15 protein-coding genes and 1 tRNA gene are annotated in these 17,090 nt (G+C 67.4%); 8 read left to right on the forward strand and 8 right to left on the reverse strand.

What is annotated here, in order from left to right; genetic code table 11:
- Nucleotides 1-127 precede the first annotated feature (127 nt).
- The 6 genes from AC07RV_RS32325 to alaS all read right to left on the reverse strand — a co-directional run bounded on the left by AC07RV_RS32325 (nt 128) and on the right by alaS (nt 7,590).
- Nucleotides 128-1,126, reverse strand: a complete 999-nt coding sequence (locus tag AC07RV_RS32325; protein ID WP_296785059.1) for a FecR family protein — start codon at nt 1,124-1,126, stop codon at nt 128-130.
- Nucleotides 1,127-1,241: 115 nt separating this feature from the next.
- Nucleotides 1,242-1,757 carry an RNA polymerase sigma factor gene (locus tag AC07RV_RS32330; protein WP_296785058.1) on the reverse strand — a complete coding sequence of 172 codons (516 nt, stop codon included), beginning with the start codon at nt 1,755-1,757 and terminating at the stop codon, nt 1,242-1,244.
- A gap of 2 nt (nt 1,758-1,759) precedes the next feature.
- Nucleotides 1,760-2,506 carry a hypothetical protein gene (locus AC07RV_RS32335; RefSeq protein WP_444852631.1) on the reverse strand — a complete coding sequence of 249 codons (747 nt, stop codon included), beginning with the start codon at nt 2,504-2,506 and terminating at the stop codon, nt 1,760-1,762.
- Between the two features lie 117 nt (nt 2,507-2,623).
- Nucleotides 2,624-3,880, reverse strand: a complete 1,257-nt coding sequence (locus AC07RV_RS32340) for a D-amino acid dehydrogenase (protein WP_296785055.1) — start codon at nt 3,878-3,880, stop codon at nt 2,624-2,626.
- Between the two features lie 52 nt (nt 3,881-3,932).
- Complete coding sequence (locus tag AC07RV_RS32345; RefSeq protein ID WP_093344567.1) at nt 3,933-4,949, reverse strand: 2-dehydropantoate 2-reductase; 1,017 nt, start codon at nt 4,947-4,949, stop codon at nt 3,933-3,935.
- Between the two features lie 16 nt (nt 4,950-4,965).
- Entirely contained in the window at nt 4,966-7,590 is a 2,625-nt protein-coding gene (gene alaS / locus AC07RV_RS32350) for an alanine--tRNA ligase (protein ID WP_296785051.1), read from the reverse strand.
- Nucleotides 7,591-7,888: 298 nt separating this feature from the next.
- Here alaS and AC07RV_RS32355 point away from each other — a divergent pair, with 298 nt between their 5' ends.
- Both AC07RV_RS32355 and oxlT read left to right on the forward strand, forming a co-directional pair.
- Nucleotides 7,889-8,713: a ferritin-like domain-containing protein gene (locus AC07RV_RS32355; protein WP_093344573.1), complete on the forward strand. Its 825-nt coding sequence runs from the start codon at nt 7,889-7,891 to the stop codon at nt 8,711-8,713.
- Nucleotides 8,714-8,924: 211 nt separating this feature from the next.
- Entirely contained in the window at nt 8,925-10,253 is a 1,329-nt protein-coding gene (gene oxlT / locus AC07RV_RS32360) for an oxalate/formate MFS antiporter (protein WP_296785048.1), read from the forward strand.
- A gap of 64 nt (nt 10,254-10,317) precedes the next feature.
- On the opposite strand, the gene AC07RV_RS32365 is transcribed toward oxlT, so the two are convergent.
- On the reverse strand, nt 10,318-10,599 hold the full coding sequence (locus AC07RV_RS32365) for a hypothetical protein (RefSeq protein ID WP_495338100.1): 282 nt from the start codon (nt 10,597-10,599) through the stop codon (nt 10,318-10,320).
- Nucleotides 10,600-10,900: 301 nt separating this feature from the next.
- Nucleotides 10,901-11,278: a VanZ family protein gene (locus tag AC07RV_RS32370; RefSeq protein WP_296785046.1), complete on the reverse strand. Its 378-nt coding sequence runs from the start codon at nt 11,276-11,278 to the stop codon at nt 10,901-10,903.
- A gap of 138 nt (nt 11,279-11,416) precedes the next feature.
- Here AC07RV_RS32370 and AC07RV_RS32375 point away from each other — a divergent pair, with 138 nt between their 5' ends.
- The 6 genes from AC07RV_RS32375 to AC07RV_RS32400 all read left to right on the forward strand — a co-directional run bounded on the left by AC07RV_RS32375 (nt 11,417) and on the right by AC07RV_RS32400 (nt 16,609).
- The gene (locus AC07RV_RS32375; protein WP_296785044.1) at nt 11,417-12,175 is read left to right on the forward strand and encodes a hypothetical protein; all 759 of its coding nucleotides are present in this window, start codon (nt 11,417-11,419) and stop codon (nt 12,173-12,175) included.
- An 8-nt stretch (nt 12,176-12,183) separates the two neighbouring features.
- Nucleotides 12,184-12,816, forward strand: coding sequence for an FMN-binding negative transcriptional regulator (locus AC07RV_RS32380; RefSeq protein WP_296785043.1), 633 nt, complete (start codon nt 12,184-12,186; stop codon nt 12,814-12,816).
- The gene (locus AC07RV_RS32385; RefSeq protein WP_296785041.1) at nt 12,816-13,289 is read left to right on the forward strand and encodes a thermonuclease family protein; all 474 of its coding nucleotides are present in this window, start codon (nt 12,816-12,818) and stop codon (nt 13,287-13,289) included. Before AC07RV_RS32380 ends, AC07RV_RS32385 begins: the two co-directional genes overlap by 1 nt.
- A gap of 375 nt (nt 13,290-13,664) precedes the next feature.
- A complete protein-coding gene (locus AC07RV_RS32390) occupies nt 13,665-14,297 on the forward strand; it encodes a hypothetical protein (RefSeq protein ID WP_143129183.1) in 633 nt (210 codons plus the stop codon).
- A gap of 69 nt (nt 14,298-14,366) precedes the next feature.
- A tRNA-Gly gene (locus AC07RV_RS32395) sits at nt 14,367-14,440 on the forward strand.
- A 240-nt stretch (nt 14,441-14,680) separates the two neighbouring features.
- A complete protein-coding gene (locus tag AC07RV_RS32400; protein WP_296785039.1) occupies nt 14,681-16,609 on the forward strand; it encodes a tyrosine-type recombinase/integrase in 1,929 nt (642 codons plus the stop codon).
- Nucleotides 16,610-17,090: the final 481 nt, after the last annotated feature.

Consider the following 17,090-nt stretch of genomic DNA (forward strand, 5'->3'; position numbering starts at 1 on the left):
ACCGCAGGCACCGCCAACGACTCGCGCCGGCGACACAACGGCCCCCCTACGTAGGAGTGACGAGTGGCAGCCGTCGAATGCCGCAAACTTTTTTTGCGCGCTGTTCGCGATGCGCCGGCGCACGCGCTCAGCTCAGGACCAGCAGGCCGCCGGGCAGCGAGCGCGCGCGAAGATCGAAGGCTTCCTGGAGCTGCCAGAGCGCGAGGTCCAGCGAGGCGATGGCAAAGCGTCCGCTCACGGGCTTGTCGCGCGCGGCGTCGTTGAGCAGCAGCACGCGGCCGGGCCGGTAGCGGTCGATCTCCTCCAGCGCATCGGCCAGCCGGGTCTGCTGGAACACCAGCATGCCCTGGCGCCAGGCCGAGGCGGTGTCCGGGTCGACACCCGCGATGCCGCTGACGGAGGTGGCGTGGTAGACGGTCTGCTGCCGCGCCTCGAGCTGGCGCACGCCCGCCGGATGCTCGACGCGCACGCGGCCTTCGAGGCAGGTGACGCAGACCTTGCCGTCCCAGCGGCGCACCTGGAACGACCCCGACTCGGCCACGCTGCGGCCGGCGCCGGCCACCACCACGAACGTGCCGCGCGAGCCGCGCAGGTCGATCGCGGCTTCGCCGGCGAGCAGGTCCAGCCCGACCATCCGGCCCGCGACCACCTCGCGGCGCACGCTGGTGCGGGTGTTCAGCGTGACGTCCACATCGCCCGGCACCGCGACCGTGCGCTGCTCGCCCGCGGCCGTGTGGTCGTCGGCCTGCCAGGCGTCGGGCCCTTGCCACAGCCCCGGGGGCGCCACCGCCACGACCACGCCGGCCGCCGCCGCGGCACTCACGGCCGCGCCGATGAAGGCCCGGCGCTGCCGCAACGGCACGGCCGGCCGCGGCTCGCGCAGCGTCGCGGCCTCGGGCCGGCGCCGCAGCAGCTCGCGCGCGGGCGCCTCGATCGCATCCCAGCGGCGCTTGACGTCGTGGTACGCGGCGCGATGCGAGGGGCTGGCGCCGATCCAGCGACGGAAGCGCTGCGCGTCGAGCTCGCGCGCCTCGCCCGAGGTGAGCAGGCGCAGCCAGCGCCACGCCTGGGCTTCCAGGTCGTCGGGCTGGGCGGCTTCGCCGTCCCTGTGGGCAGAGGGCTTCATCGTTTCAGGCCCGCCCGCCCGACCACGCGGCCGCGCAACGGGCGCGCGGCCCGTGCCGTGCACGTGGTTTTCGGGATGTCATGCTGGGTGACGAATGGCGGCGCGAGAACCCGCATCATTTTTTCTCCGCGGCCAGATAGGCATCGAGTCGCTCGTGGACACGCTGGAGCTCGTACTCCACCGTGCGCAGCGAAACGCCCAGCCGCCGGGCGGCTTCGCTCTGCGTCAGGCCCTCCGCATGCACCAGCAGCGCGACGGCGCGGCGGCGTTCAGGCATGCGCTCGAGCAGGGTGAGCACCGTCTCGAGCTCCGAGCGGATTTCGGCGCTGCGTGCCGGACCGGGCGCCGGATCCTCGACCTCCTCGAGCAGTTCGTCGATGTCGTCGCCCGACAGCAGGCGGCTGTTGCGGCGCTGCACGTCCACCGCGATGTTGACCGCCATGCGCGACAGATAGGCGCCGGGGTTCTGGACCGCGCCGTGGTCCTCGCTCCCTTTCAGCCGCAGCCAGGTGTCGTGCAGCGCGTCGCCGGCGTCGTCCGCGTTGCCGAGCTTGCGGGTCAGGCGCTGCTTGAGCGAGGTGTAGTGCTTGCCCAGGTAGTTCAGCAGGACGAGCTGCGTGTCGTCGGACATCGCTAGCCGCCTCCCCGCCGCGGGCCGCACTGCGGCCCGGTGCCCGCCTCGTCGCGCCGGATCGCCAGCGTGAGCGGCTGGCGGACGATGGCCGCGGGCGGCGGCCGGTCGAGGCGAACGCCGTCCACCGTGCGCAGCAGCGCGGCGTCGCGCTGCGCATCGCCGCTGCCGCCGATCAGCTGCGTGCTGCCCACGCGGCCGTTCGCGTCCAGCTCGAAGCGCAGCAGGGTGTCGTAGGCACCCGGCCGGGTCCGCGCATTGGCGCACAGCGCCTGCCAGACGCGCGACTGCAGCAGTCCGGCATAGCCCTCGTCGCCGAACAGCGCGGCCCTGCCGCCGCGCGGCGCGCCCGCCTCCTTGAGCACGAAGGTCTGCCCCAGCGCGGAACTGCGCTTGTCGGCGACCAGGCCGGTGTCCTGCAGCAGGCGTCGCAGCGCGGCTTCCGCCGTCAGGCGGCCGCGCACGGCCGTGGAGGTACGGGCATCCGCGATGTCACTGGGAAACAGCGCTGGCTGGCCCGAGATGTCCGCGTAGCGGCTCAGCGCGGCATGCAGGGCTTGGGCGGGGATGTCGAAGTCGAAGCGCGGCGCCGCGCTGTCGGATGCGCCGGGAGCGGGCGCCCGGTCGGCCTCACGGACCTGGGGCGGCGGAGCCGCCGCATCCGCGGTCGCCCACGCCGGGCCGCCGAGCCCCCATGACAAGCAGAACGCCACCTCGCGAAAACTCAACCGAAGGGCGTGCGCAGGCACGGGACAGATTCGTCGGGCAAGACGCGGTTCCAAGATGTAAACCGCAATGGTTACATCCGAATGCGACAGGTCCGTTACACCGCCGTGTCGCCCACACGCGAGGCGTGCCGCTCGCGCTCAGCCGCCGTAGCGCGCGACCGTCAGGCCTTCCATGTCGATCGCCGGCGCGCGCCCTCCGACCAGGTCGGCCATCACGCGGCCGGTGCCGGCCGCCATGGTCCAGCCCAGCGTGCCGTGGCCCGTGCTCAGCAGCAGGTTCGGCAGGCGGCAGGCGCCGATCACGGGCGTGCCGTCGGGCGTCATCGGGCGCAGGCCGGTCCAGAAGCTGGCCGTGCCCATGTCGCCGCCGCGCGGAAAAAGATCGGTCACCACGTGCTCGAGCGTGTCGCGCCGGCCGGCATCGAGGCGCAGGTCGAAGCCCGAGAGCTGGGCCGTGCCGCCGACGCGGATGCGCTCGCCGAGCCGGGTCACGGCGACCTTGAAGGTCTCGTCCATCACGGTGGATTCGGGCGCGCCCGCCGGGTCGGCGATCGGCACCGTGATCGAGAAGCCCTTGACCGGGTACACCGGCAGGTCGATGCCCAGAGGCCTGGCGAGCGCGGGCGAGTAGCTGCCGAGCGCGAGCACGTAGCGGTCGGCGACGAAGGGCCCGGCTTCGGTGCGCACCGCGGTCACGCCGCCGCCGTCGTGCTCGATGGCCTCGATGTTCACGCCGAAGCGGAAGCTGGCGCCATGGCCCTCGGCCAGCACCGCGAGCGCCTGCGTGAACTTGAAGCAGTCGCCGGTCTCGTCGCCCGGCAGCCGCAGGCCGCCGACGAACTTTTCGCGCACCGCGGCCAGCGCGGGCTCGTACGCCACGCAGCCGTCGCGGTCGAGCAGCTGGTAGGGCACGCCCGAGGCCTTGAGCACCTCGACGTCCTTGGCGCTGCCGTCGAGCTGCTGCTGGCTGCGAAACAGCTGCAGCGTGCCCTGCATGCGCTCGTCGTAGGCGATGCCGGTGTCGGCGCGCAGCGCCTTCAGGCAGTCGCGGCTGTATTCGGCCAGCCGCACCATGCGCGCCTTGTTGACCTCGTAGCGCGCCTGCGTGCAGTTGCGCAGCATCGCGAGTCCCCAGCGCCACATGGCGGGGTCGAGCATCGGCTTGATGACCAGCGGGCTGTGCTGCATCAGCATCCACTTGACGGCCTTGAGCGGCACGCCGGGCCCGGCCCAGGGCGCCGAATAGCCGGGCGAGACCTCGCCCGCATTGGCGAAGCTGGTTTCGAGCGCCGGCGCCGGCTGGCGCTCGAGCACCGTCACCTCGTGGCCGTCGCGCGCCAGGTAATACGCCACCGAGGTGCCGATGACACCGCTGCCCAGGACCAGAACCCGCATCGAAGACCTCCCGCTGCCGAAGCCGGCATGCCGCGAGGGTACAGCGGCGCGGCTACAGCTTCAAAGCGTCCTGCAGTTCGGAGGCCGACCAGCGCCGCGGCGAGCGCGGCCAGGCCTCGAGCAGCTCGAGCATGCGCGCGTTGCGCGGTGCCTCCAGGCCGCAGGCCTCGGCCAGCCGCACGATCTCGCCGCTGAGCGCATCGATCTCGGTGCGCCGGCCGAGCGCGAGGTCGTCGGCCATGCTCGAGCGCGCCTTGGCATCGATGCGCAGCATGCGCGCGGCGACGATGCGGAACAGCCAGTCGGGCAGCCGCAGCAGCCCCGGCAGCCGGCGCGGCGGCACGGCCGTGACCTGGGCCGGCGCGATGCCGGCCTGGCGCAGCACGCGCAGGCCCTCGTCCATCAGCGCCGCGAAGCAGCGCCGGTAGCCGCGCTGCATCAGCTGCTCGCGCAGCGGCAGGCCCGACAGCGCATTGACCGGGTTGTTGAGGTTGATCAGCAGCTTGCCCCACTGGATCGGCTGCAGGTCGGCATGCAGGTCGAGTGGCACGCCGGCGCGCTCGAACACGGGCAGCCAGGGCCGCAGCGCCGCGTCGTCGCGCGCCGCGAGCCGACCCGGCGTGCCGCGGTGGAAGGCACCGGGGCCGAGCTCGGCGACGTTGTAGGGCACCATCGCCGGCACCACGTTGAGCGTGGGACCGGCCTCGGACGCGACCGCGGCATTCGACACCCCGTTCTGCAGCGAGACCACCAGCGTGCCCGCGGGCAGCGCGAAGGCCAGCTCGGCCGCCGCCTCGGCGGTGGCGCCGCTCTTGACGCTGAGCAGCACCAGCGCGGGCTTGATGCCGCTGGGGACCCGGTCGATCAGGTGCAGGCCGGCGGCCGGCAATCGGTGGCTGCGGCCTTCGAGATCGGTCAGGGCCAGGCCCTGCGCGGCCAGCGCCTGCAGGACGCGCGGACGACCGACGAAGGTGACCGGCACGCCGGCCGCCGCGAGGCTGCCGCCGACGAAGCAGCCGATGGTGCCCGCACCCATCACGAGGACTTCGCCGGGCACCGTGTCGTTCATCGCGAGGGCGCCGGGATCAGAGGCGTTCGCTCACCCAGGCCTGCACCGACTGCAGCGCCGCGGGCAGCGCCGCGGCATCGGTGCCGCCGGCCATCGCCAGGTCGGGCTTGCCGCCGCCCTTGCCGCCCACCTGCTGAGCCACGAAGTTGACGAGCTCGCCGGCCTTGACCTTGCCCATCGCGTCGGCCGTGACGCCGGCCGCGATCTGCACCTTGGCACCGTCGACCGCGGCCAGCACGATGGCGGCGCTCTTGAGCTTGTCCTTGAGCTTGTCCATGGTGTCGCGCAGCGTCTTGGCGTCGGCGCCGTCGAGCTTGGCGGCCAGCACCTTCACGCCCTTGATCTCGATGGCCTGCGCCAGCAACTCGTCGCCCTTGGAGGAAGCGAGCTTGCCCTTGAGCGATCCGACCTCGCGCTCGAGCGCGCGGATCTGCTCGAGCACCTGGCCGAGGCGGCCCTGCAGTTCGGCGGCCGGCGCCTTGAGCGTGGCGGCCGCGCTGTGCACGGTGGATTCGAGGTCCTGCAGGTAGGCCAGCGCATTGGCGCCGGTGATGGCTTCCACCCGGCGCACGCCGGCGGCCACGCCGCCTTCGCTCACGATCTTGAACAGGCCGATGTCGCCGGTGCGCGTCACGTGCGTACCGCCGCAGAGTTCGCGGCTCGAGCCGATGTCGAGCACGCGCACGGTCTCGCCGTACTTCTCGCCGAACAGCATCGTCGCGCCGGTCTTCTGGGCCGATTCCATGTCCATCACGCGCGCCTGCGTGGCGGCGTTGGCGAGGATCTCGGCATTCACGCGCTGCTCGATCTCGAGGATCTGCTCGCGCGTGACCGGTGCGTTGTGCGCGAAGTCGAAGCGCGTCTTGTCGGCATCGACCAGCGAGCCCTTCTGCTGCACATGGCCGCCGAGCACTTCGCGCAGTGCCTTGTGCATCAGGTGGGTGACCGAGTGGTTGCGCATGGTGGCGGCACGGCGCGCGCCGTCGACCGCGGCCTTGACGCTGTCGCCGACCTTGAGCGTGCCCTGGGTCTGCGTGCCGTGGTGGCCGTAGACGTCGGCCTTGATCTTGAGCGTGTCCTCGACGCCGAACTGCACGCCCTCGGCGATGAGCACGCCCTGGTCGCCAACCTGGCCGCCGCTCTCGGCATAGAACGGGGTGGTGTCGAGCACCACGATGCCGCTCTGGCCTTCCTTGAGTTCCTGCACGGCCGAGCCTTCGAGGTACAGCGCCAGCACCTTGGCCGCTTCCTCGAGGTGTTCGTAGCCGGTGAAGACGTTGCCCGCGCCGCTGTATTCGACCGCGCGCTCCATCTTGAATTTGCCGCCCGCGCGGCCGGCTTCCTTCTGGCGCCGCATCGCGTCGTTGAAGCCGTCCTCGTCGACCTGCACGTCGCGCTCGCGGCAGACGTCCTGCGTCAGGTCGAGCGGGAAGCCGAAGGTGTCGTGCAGCTTGAAGGCCACGTCGCCCGGCAGGGTCTTCACGCCGCCGGCCAGCGCCGAGTCGAGGATTTCCATGCCGATCGCCAGCGTCTCGAAGAAGCGCTCTTCCTCGGCCTTGAGCGTGTCGGTGATCTGCTTCTCGTCGGCCACCAGCTTCGGATAGGCCTCGCCCATCAGCCGCGCCAGGTCGGGCACCAGCTTGTGGAAGAACGGCTTCTTCTGCCCCAGCTTGTAGCCATGGCGAATCGCGCGGCGGATGATGCGCCGCTGCACGTAGCCGCGGCCCTCGTTCGAGGGGATCACGCCGTCGGCCACCAGGAAGGCGGTGGCGCGGATGTGGTCGGCGATCACCTTGAGCGAGTTGTTCGCGAGGTCCTTCTCGCCGGTCTCGCGCGCGGCCGCCTTGATCAGCGCGTCGAAGATGTCGATCTCGTAGTTGCTGTGCACGTGCTGCAGGATCGCCGCCAGGCGTTCCAGGCCCATGCCGGTGTCGACGCAGGGCGCGGGCAGCTTGACGACGCTGCCGTCGGGCTGCATGTCGAACTGCATGAACACGTGGTTCCAGATCTCGATGAAGCGGTCGCCGTCTTCCTCGGGGCTGCCCGGGGGGCCGCCGGGGATGTGCGGGCCGTGGTCGTAGAAGATCTCGGAGCACGGGCCGCAGGGGCCGGTGTCGGCCATCATCCAGAAGTTGTCGGACTTGTACTTGCCGCCCTTGTTGTCGCCGATGCGGATCACGCGCTCGGGCGGGAGGCCGATTTCCTTGGTCCAGATGTCGAAGGCCTCGTCGTCCTCGTGGTAGACGGTGGCCAGCAGGCGCTCGGGCGGCAGCTTGAAGACCTGCGTGAGCAGCTCCCAGCCCCAGTGCAGCGATTCGCGCTTGAAGTAGTCGCCGAAGCTCCAGTTGCCCAGCATCTCGAAGAAGGTGTGGTGGCGCGCGGTGTAGCCCACGTTCTCGAGGTCGTTGTGCTTGCCGCCGGCGCGCAGGCAGGCCTGGACCGAGGCGGCGCGCACGTAGGGGCGCTTGTCTTCGCCGAGGAACACGTCCTTGAACTGCACCATGCCCGAGTTGGTGAACATCAGCGTCGGGTCGTTGCCCGGCACCAGCGGGCTCGAGGCCACCACCGTGTGGCCCTTGGAGGCGAAGAAATCGAGAAAGGTCTTGCGGATGTCCGCGACAGTGAATGTGGGCTGGCTCATCTTTGGATTCGTCTTCTGTCGAGGGCGGCGCGGCGATGGCGACCCTCATGTCGAACCCACTGCGGCGAACCGGCCTAACTGCTTGATTTGCTTGAACAATCGATTATAGGTTTGGCGCCCGCCGGGCGGCCCGGCCGGATGCAATCCCCCGCGGCCGGCCCCCACGCCCCCGGACGGCCCGCCCTGCACGCTCCCGGACACGGGGCTAATATGCGCCCTGACGCGAATCCGGCGACCGACGAGAACCAAAACCGGCCGGGCTCCTCCTATTCATCTGGACATGAATCAAGGAACACGCATGGCAAGCCACGAGGTGGAAGCGCACTGGACGATCGAAGACCTCGACTTCTCGCGCATCGCGCTCGACAGAGTGCGCTCCGACGAGAACCTCTTCTACCTGGTGGCCGCCGCCTCCTTCATCGAAAGCGGGTCGGACCTCTACACCCACAACCTGGTCGATTTCTTTCGTGGCGATGAGGAAGTCACCGCCTGGCTCAGCACCCAGTGGGAACAGGAAGAACTGCAGCACGGCAAGGCGCTGCGCGCCTACGTCGAGTACGTCTGGCCCGAGTTTCCCTGGGAACAGGCCTACCGCGGCTTCCTCGAGGAGTACGCCACCTACTGCAAGGTCGAGCTGCTGGCGCCCACGCGCGGCCTCGAGATGAGCGCGCGCTGCGTGGTCGAGACCGGCACCGCCACCTACTACAAGGCCATGGCGCGCAGCACCGACGAGCCCGTGCTGCACGACCTCGCGACGCGCATCGCGACCGACGAGGTCAACCACTACAAGCACTTCTACCGCTTCTTCCGCCGCTACCGCGAGCAGGAGCGGCTGGGCCGCTTCCGCGTGCTCGGCACCATCGGTCGGCGCACGCTGGAGCTCAAGAGCGAGGACGCCGACTGCGCGATCCGCCACGTGGTGCGCGCGCGCTCGCCCGAGCGCGCCGACGATGCCGCCTACGTGCGCGGCCTCGGCGCCACCATGAACCGCACCATCCGCACCCACCTGAGCCCGGGCGCCACGCTCAAGATGCTGATGCGTCCGCTCGAGCTGCCCGCGCGCGTGCAGACGGTGGTGCAGTACCCGATCCAGCAGTTCATGCAGCACGTGTTCCTGCGCTGAGGCCAAGCGCACGCATGCGCGCGAGGCCATCCATTCACGACAGCGAATAAGGGAGAACGAGCATGCCGCCATCGGCATGAAATTGACGCACGTCAAGAGTTTTTGAGGCGAACGCTCCGACAGTGGAAACCGTTTCGGAAGCCCTCCACGCGAAGGCTCTGAGCACCTTCCATAACTACAGACTCGCCCAGAGACAAAGGACAGGTTCGTCATGACCACTCCCTCGCCCATCGCCGTCGAGAGCAGCAGCGCGCCGCGCTCCGCCTCGGCATCCACCCCCAACACCCGCAATCCCGCGACGCGCTGGATCCAGCTCTCGCTGGGCATCGTCTGCATGGCGATGATCGCCAACGTCCAGTACGGCTGGACCCTGTTCGTCGCACCGATGGAGGCCAAGCACCACTGGGGGCTGGCCGCGATCCAGATCGCGTTCTCGGTCTTCGTCGTGGTCGAGACCTGGCTGGTGCCGATCGAAGGCTGGCTGGTCGACCGCTTCGGCCCGCGGCCGGTGATCGCCGGCGGCGCGATCCTCGCGGCCTGCGGCTGGATCATCAACGCCTACGCCGACAGCCTGCCGATGCTCTACGTCGCGGCCGTGGTCTCGGGCATCGGCGCCGGCTGCGTCTACGGCACCTGCGTGGGCAACGCGCTCAAGTGGTTCCCCGACCGCCGCGGCCTGGCCGCGGGCCTCACGGCCGCCGGCTTCGGCGCCGGCGCGGCGCTCACCGTGATCCCGATCGCCAACATGATCCAGACCTCGGGCTACGAGCACACCTTCCTGTACTTCGGCATCCTGCAGGGCGCCTGCATCTTCGTGATGGCGATGTTCATGGTGAAACCCTTCGTGCCCAAGGGCGTGGTGGCGCAGACCCGGCTGGTGATGACCAAGGTCGACTACACGCCCGCCGGCATGGTGAAGACGCCCGTCTTCTGGCTCACCTACCTGCTGTTCGTGCTGGTGGCCGCGGGCGGCCTGATGGCCACGGCCGAGATCGGCCCGATCGCCAAGGACTACCACATCGACAAGCTGCCGATGCACTTCCTCGGCCTGTCGATGCCGCTGCTGACCATGACGCTGGCCATCGACAACCTGGCCAACGGCTTCACGCGGCCGCTGTGCGGCTTCGTGTCGGACAAGATCGGCCGCGAGAACACCATGCTGATCGTCTTCATCGGCGAGGGCCTGGCCCTGCTGGGGCTGCGCCAGTACGGCCACGAGCCGGTGGCCTTCATGACCTTCGCGGCGCTGGTGTTCCTGTTCTGGGGCGAGATCTACTCGATCTTCCCGGCGCTGGTGGCCGACACCTTCGGCATCAAGAACGCCGCCGGCAACGCCGGCACCATGTACACCGCCAAGGGCACCGCCTCGCTGTTCGTGCCGTTGGGCACCGTGCTGGCCGCGGGCGGCAACTGGGACCGCGTGTTCCTGCTGGTCGCGGTGGTGTCGATCGGCTCGGGCATCGCGGCCAAGCTGGTGCTGGCGCCGCTGCGCCGGCGCACCATCGAGGCCGCGAACGCGGCGGCCGCGGCGCGCCACTGAAGACGCTCTCGCCCCCAAAGAAAAACGGCCGCATCAGCGGCCGTTTTGTCGTCTGCGGGCAGTGTCAACTCGCCGAGGTCGCGCCGGCACGCCGGCTGGCATCGAGCGAGTAGAGCTGCGGCTGCGGACGCTCCTCGGACACCTTGGGCGCGTCGGCGCCGACGGGCTGCTGCGGCCGGTAGAGCTCGCTCTCGAGGCGGCGCACGCGCTCGGCGTACATGCGCGCCAGCGCGCTGTGGTGCTCGGCCGCGGCCTGGTGCTCGATGCGCGCCATCTGCGCTTCCTCGAGCAGCGTGGCTGCGCGCTTCAGGTAGGCGGTCGGGCTCGAACGAAGGAAGTCGAACATCATGGATGCTCCTTTCGGATGTGATGCGATGGAGCCATCCTTCGCCGATGGGCGGCGGCGGTCTGTAGTCTCATGCGCCACGCGGGCGTAGACACGAGGAAATCGTTCACGGAATCGCGTCCGGATCCGGGCCGGATCGCCGCTGTCGCCCACGCGGCACGAAGGCAGGGAAAGTACTGACGTTGAACTTTTGTTTTCATCGGAAACTTCGCTCGAATCCTCCCTCCCCCTGAGCTACATGCTCACCTCACCCGCTTCGGCGGGTGTTTTTTTGGGGCACGCGATCCGCGTCCCGCACGCCTCAGGCGCGCCGCAGCCGGCTCGCCAGGAAGGCGGCGACGGCCGCGCCGATCAGCAGCCCGACCGCGTCCGCCAGCAGGTCCTCGAACTCCGCCGAGCGATCGGGCGTGAAGGACTGCAACACCTCGATCAATCCGCCATAGGCCAGCAGCGCGGGCAGCACGAGGCGCAGCCGTCCGGGCCACGACCAGCACCCGAGCCCGCCGAGCGTCGCGAAGGCCAGCAGGTGGTTGGACTTGTCCCAGCCGGTGCTCGGCATCGGCACGTTCTGGGGCAGCAGGCTCAGCACGAGCACCGCGACCATCGTGATGGCCAGCAGCCAGCGCCACTTGCGCGGGCCGGCGAGGGCCGCATGCGAAAAGATCTCCGGTCGGCTCACGCCATCTCCTGTAGCAAAGCCTTCGATTGTGCCGCCCGCGACCGATGCGGCTTGCCGCCGCGCGCGACGCACTTGCAGAATGGCGCGTGCCCGCACCCGCGCGCATTCGCCCCCAAGAAAAATACGAGGAGACAACCGATGCCGAAGCGCCTCCTGGCCCTTGCCGTTCTCGCCGCCGCGCTCGCGGGCTGCACCACGGCGCCCCCCGTTCCACCCAACGCCGGCAAGCTGCCCAAGGGCGCGAAGGTGGGCCTGCTCGTCAACATGCCGGCGCCCGCGCAGCACATGCACGTGGGCACCACCGTCTTCACCAACTTCGCGACAAACCACCAGTTTCCGTGGAACCCCACCTCGCGCACCTACGAGGTCTTCACGGCCGACCTCGAGCGCGCCGGCTTCCAGGTCGTGCGGCTCACGAGCTACGCCACCACCACCGTCAATGCGCTCGCGGTCTCGCAGAACGACGGCTGGCGCGCCAACCCGGCCCAGTCCTGGGCGACGCAGAAGCTCAAGGAGGAACAGATCGCGGCGGTCGTCGTGGTCGAGGGCAAGCGCACCCTGACGCGCATGGAGTGCAGCGGCGGTCCCTGCGCCGAGAGCTACATGGCCAATTCGGGACTCTTCACTCGCAGCATGTTCGGCTCGACGCGCTATTCCGCCGTGCCCGCGATGGAGGCCAAGGTCTTCGCCCTCGCCCCGCCGATCGAGCTCTCGGCCTACGAGCCCTTGAAGACGCTGCAGGCGGGCCGCGTGCGGCAGCTCAAGGACTTCGCGGAACCGAAGGACTTCAACCAGTTGAGCAAGGCCGAGTTCCAGCCGGTGGTGACGGCGATTGACGCGCACATCGCCGCGATCTCGCGCGCGACGGTGCAGACGCTGGTCAGCGGCGCGAAGTAGCGCGGCGCATGCACGTCCAACCGCTGTTCGCCATGACCGGGCGCGAGGAGTTGCACCGGCTCATGCGCGACTACCCGCTCGCCACCGTCATCGTCGCCCGGTCGGGCAAGATGGACGCGAACCTGCTGCCCCTGCACCTCGCGGACCGCGGCGCGCATGGCCTGCTCTCGGGCCACGTGGCGCGAAGCCATTCGCTGTGGACGGAGGACCCGGGAGAGACCGAAGTCACCGCCGTCTTCCAAAGCCCCAACGCCTACATTTCCCCGCGCTGGTACGTCAACGGACAGCGCAGCAGCCGCAATGCGCCGAGCTGGAACTACGTGGTGGTGCAGGCGCAAGGGCGGCTGCGCTTCATCGACGACGCCGACTGGATGCGCGCCCACCTTGCCGCGCTGACCGCGGCGCAGGAGGCGGGCCGGCCGCAGCCCTGGTCGGTGGAGGATGCATCGCCCGAATTCTTCAGCGAAACGGCACGGCGGCTCGTGGGTTTCGAGATCGAGATCCAGGCCTTGACCGGCAAGCGCTTTCTTTCCCAGCAGCGGACCGCGGCGGATCGGGAGAGCCTGGTGCGGAACCTTGAGGGGGAGGTGTCGTGGGGGGCGCGGGCGGTGAGTGGGCTCATCGGGCGCCGGGGCGCGTGATGCTGCGCGCGCTCGTCCTGGCCGCCCTGCCCCTCTTGGCCAATGCCGAGGCCCGCACCTGCCTCGCCGTGAGCGTCAACGACGGCGATACGCTCACCGCGCGATGCGGCGCCGCCGGCAGCCACGAGCGGATCAAGGTGCGCATTGCCGCCATCGACGCGCCAGAGAAAAACCAGCCGTTCGGGCAGCGTGCGAGGCGGGCACTGAACGAGCTTTGCCTCCACGACATGGCGAAGATCTACCGCCGCTCGACGGACCGGAACGGCCAGGCCGTCGCGGGCGTCGAGTGCCGAGACGAGGATGTTGCGCGGCACATGATCGCTGGTGGCTGGGCCTGGGTATACGACGGCGCCACGGAACTCGGGGATGCGCGGCTGTACAAGGCACAGGACGTGATGCGCGACGCCAGACAGGACTTTGGAGAAACCCGGCAGCGGTTGTGCCGTGGAATTGGTGCAAGCCCCAAGCTGTAGGCGCGGCAACCTCACCAAACTTACGCCAAAAGCTACGCCGCCAAGGAAGACTTCGTCCCAAGCAAACTGCTTCATGGAAGCGGGATGCGTGGCGGCGCGAACGGCACGAGGAATTCAATGAAACAGCCGGACCTGATGGCGCGGTCCGCGTTCGCCCTCCCGCGATGGCACCTAGGGTCTTCGCGCTCTCGCCGCCGATCGAACTCTCGGCCCATGAACCCTTGAAAGCGCTACAGATGGGCCGAGCCCGGTAGCTCAAGGATTTCGCGGAACCGAAGGACGCCAAGCACGCTCGTCGCGCATGCCGATACCCGCCTCCTCGATGAATGACACGTCGTTACACTACGACGATCAATTGAATGGAGTGGAGAAGCCGTGAATCGAATCGTTGTCGCTATCGCTTTGGCCTCCGCGCTGGCTGGTTGCGCGGGCAAGCTCGACTACATCCGACCGCCCGCGCTCGGCGCGGCTGAGAACAGCAAGATCATCAACAAGCCGCGCCAAGCCGTATGGGACGCCGCCGTCCCGCAACTCGGCAAGGAGTTCTTCGTCATCAACAATCTGGACAAGTCATCCGGGCTCATCAACATCAGCTATACGGGCGACCCGGAAAAGTACATCGATTGCGGCCGTATCGTGTCCTATGTGAAAAACGCTCGGGGCGAGCGCACTTACGACTTCGCGGCGTCAAAGCAGCAGATGACGTATGAGGTGATGACATCCAACCTGTTCTTCCTGAACCGGCAGATGAATCTCGAAGGTCGAGTCAACCTGATCTTCGAAGAGGTCGGACCCGATCAGACCCGTGTCTCTGCCAATACCCGGTATGTCGTCAAGCGCGATCTGACGGTTCGAGATGTCCGCGAGAAATCGCAAAGCCGCAGCGACGTCGTGAACTTCAACACAAACACTTCTGCGAGCTTCCCACCCAGCAACGAGTTCGGAGATACGGCAACGTGCCAAGCTTCCGGTGTTCTGGAAAGGGAGATTCTTTCCAACATTCGCTGACGGCGCGCCCTGCATCGCCGTCATCTCTGGCGACGACGGTTTGACAGGCACGCTAGAATCCGCCCCCACGCGGGTGTAGTTCAATGGTAGAACGGCAGCTTCCCAAGCTTCATACGAGGGTTCGATTCCCTTCACCCGCTCCACCTCGACTTTCCAGGGACTTCCACCGAACGCCAGGGAACGTCGTAAGTCATTGTCAGGATTGAGATTTTTACCTGATCTCAATCCACTGACATCCAGCGAAATCCACTCCCAGCCGGTTCTAACTGGTACGTTGAGCGGTACACTGGCAATACGGAGGTCCCCAAAACCGTATTGTTGCTGGAGGAGCCGGGGTTCCGTCGGGAACATGGCATCCAACTCGCTTCGCAGGAGTTGGACTCATGCTTTCAGACCTCCAGGTTCGACAGGCCAAGGTGACCGGCAAGGCGTATTCGCTTGTCGATTTCGACGGTCTCTACTTCTACATCTCCGCCACCGGCTTCAAGGCCTGGCACTTCCGCTTCACTTGGGGCGGCAAGCGCGAGCGCATGTCCTTCGGTGGCTATCCCGCGCTTTCCCTGAAAGACGCTCGCAATCTGCGCGACGAGGCCCGGGCCATGCTGGCCAAGGGCATCAACCCGCATTCGGAGCGCAAGCGCAAGCGCCACGCCATCGTCCTGGCGGGCGAGCACACCTTCCAGGCCATCTACGACAAATGGCTGGCCCACCGCAGCCTCTCTCTGGAAAATGAGGGCCGCCAAAGTACGCCCAAGCAGATCGGGCGCGTCTTCGCCAAGGACGTGTTTCCCGTATTGCGCCACCTGACCATCTACGACGTCACCCGCGCCCACCTGCTGGACATCATCGGCAGAGTGGAAAAGCGTGGCTCGCTGTCGGTGGCCGAGAAGCTGCGCACCTGGTTCAGCCAGCTATTCACCTACGCCTCGGTGGTGGTGCCCAACATGGGCGACAACCCGGCCAAGGATTTGGACGTGGTGGCGATGCCGCTGCCCCCGGTGGAGAACAATCCCTTTTTGCGCATGCCCGAGCTGCCGGCAATGCTGCAGACGTTGCGCAAGTACAGCGGTCGCCTGAATACGCAACTGGGTCTACGTCTACTGCTGCTCACGGGCGTGCGCACCGGTGAATTGCGCTACGCCACGCCCGATCAGTTTGATCTGGAGCGCGGTCTGTGGATCATCCCGGTTGTCAGGCTCAAGCAACGCAAGCAGCTCACCAAGAAGAAGCGCCAGCGTTTCGCCGACATCCCGCCATACATCGTGCCACTGTCGTTGCAGGCACAAGAGGTCGTTCGTCATTTGCTGGGAAATCTGAAGCCAGCACAGGTGTATCTCATCCCCGGTGATTGGTGCCTGAAAAAAACTCTCAGCGAGAACACGCTCAATGGCGCGCTCAAGCGCATGGGCTATGAAGACCAGCTCACTGGGCACGGCGTTCGCGCCACCATCTCGACCGCGCTCAATGAATTGGGCTATCCGCCCAAGTGGGTAGACGCCCAACTTTCGCATGCCAATCCGGATCGGATCAGCGCGACCTACAACCACGCCGAGTACGTCGAGCAGCGCCGCGTCATGATGCAAGACTGGGCCGACCGCCTGGACTTGTTCGAGCAGAATCAGGTCGAAGTTGCCAGCACGCACCTGACCATCACGCTGCAGGGTCTGCCCACGATTGCCGGACAGGCGGCAGCGCAGCCGCCCGCCATGAATCCAAACGCCCCTCAGTTGATCGTTGCGCCTGCACCGGATGCGCCAGCGGTTCCAGCTTCCGTCTATCGACTTTCGGCGGTGCATCTGCCCGAGTACGCGCGACCCACGCTGTCAGAGGTGCAGCGCGAGCGCTTGCAATTGCTGGAGATGTTCGAAGCATCCCACAACCTGTCGGTGGCCGACTACGCCAAGCTGGTTGGCAAGTCCCGCCGCTGGATCACTTACGAGATTCAGGCCGGCAATCTCCTGTCGATCCATCTGGGTCACCGTGGGCAGCGCGTCCCGGACTGGCAACTCGACCCCATCAAACGCAAGCTGATTCAGGCTGTCCTGAAGCTGGTGCCGCGCGGCATCGACACCTGGCACATCTATCACGCACTGCTGCGGCCATACGATGCCCTGGGCAAGTGTCCAGTCATCGAGGCAGTCGATCCGACCAACCTGCACCTTGCAGCTCGACTGGTCGCCGCACATGCCATAGAAACCGATGAGCTTGCAGAGCAATCGCAGGAGTCTCCGGTGCTGGCCAGGCAGACTGTAGAGCGCCTGGTAAAAACGGCAATGTTGGTTGATACGCCCGAAGATCTAGTCGCCCGTTGAGCTGAGGCCGGACGGCAGCACCGTCCGGTCAAGGTCCAAGCAGGGAAGCAATAGGTCGATCGCTTCGCATGACCACCCATCCGCCTTCTGCGCGACCAACTCGCAATTTCCAAGTGTTGGCAGGCAGTGTTTAGCGTCGATTCTGCGCTTGGCAGTCACCATAGGCGACTTCTCTGTGATGCTATCTCGCTATATCAGTATCCTGATTGGATATGACGACAGCGGATTTCCGCAGCCAATCCCAAGCCCGGATCAATAGATTCCGACCGCTCGCAGCTTTTTCAAACCGCTGCCGTATCAGACCATACCGATACGGTTTTGCGTGAGCCGCCACTTCTCACGATCCTGATAGCGCAAGCGTCACTGTCGAGCCGCGACGGACGCTCGCTTTTCTTGTGCTCAATGGATTTTTGTACATCGAGCACACAACGCCTACTCGTTGCGCGAACTGATCAGAAGTAATCAAAAGCGGGCGTCATCA

Source organism: Variovorax sp. GW821-FHT09B01 (genome assembly GCF_059418345.1).

Excerpts from the sequence above, each read along its gene's own strand:
- AC07RV_RS32325 (WP_296785059.1), bottom strand. The coding sequence starts at position 1,126 with ATGAAGCCCTCTGCCCACAGGGACGGCGAAGCCGCCCAGCCCGACGAC.
- AC07RV_RS32330 (WP_296785058.1), bottom strand. The coding sequence starts at position 1,757 with ATGTCCGACGACACGCAGCTCGTCCTGCTGAACTACCTGGGCAAGCAC.
- AC07RV_RS32340 (WP_296785055.1), bottom strand. The coding sequence starts at position 3,880 with ATGCGGGTTCTGGTCCTGGGCAGCGGTGTCATCGGCACCTCGGTGGCG.
- AC07RV_RS32345 (WP_093344567.1), bottom strand. The coding sequence starts at position 4,949 with ATGAACGACACGGTGCCCGGCGAAGTCCTCGTGATGGGTGCGGGCACC.
- alaS (WP_296785051.1), bottom strand. The coding sequence starts at position 7,590 with ATGAGCCAGCCCACATTCACTGTCGCGGACATCCGCAAGACCTTTCTC.
- AC07RV_RS32355 (WP_093344573.1), top strand. The coding sequence starts at position 7,889 with ATGGCAAGCCACGAGGTGGAAGCGCACTGGACGATCGAAGACCTCGAC.
- oxlT (WP_296785048.1), top strand. The coding sequence starts at position 8,925 with ATGACCACTCCCTCGCCCATCGCCGTCGAGAGCAGCAGCGCGCCGCGC.
- AC07RV_RS32365 (WP_495338100.1), bottom strand. The coding sequence starts at position 10,599 with ATGTTCGACTTCCTTCGTTCGAGCCCGACCGCCTACCTGAAGCGCGCA.
- AC07RV_RS32375 (WP_296785044.1), top strand. The coding sequence starts at position 11,417 with ATGCCGAAGCGCCTCCTGGCCCTTGCCGTTCTCGCCGCCGCGCTCGCG.
- AC07RV_RS32380 (WP_296785043.1), top strand. The coding sequence starts at position 12,184 with ATGCACGTCCAACCGCTGTTCGCCATGACCGGGCGCGAGGAGTTGCAC.
- AC07RV_RS32385 (WP_296785041.1), top strand. The coding sequence starts at position 12,816 with ATGCTGCGCGCGCTCGTCCTGGCCGCCCTGCCCCTCTTGGCCAATGCC.
- AC07RV_RS32400 (WP_296785039.1), top strand. The coding sequence starts at position 14,681 with ATGCTTTCAGACCTCCAGGTTCGACAGGCCAAGGTGACCGGCAAGGCG.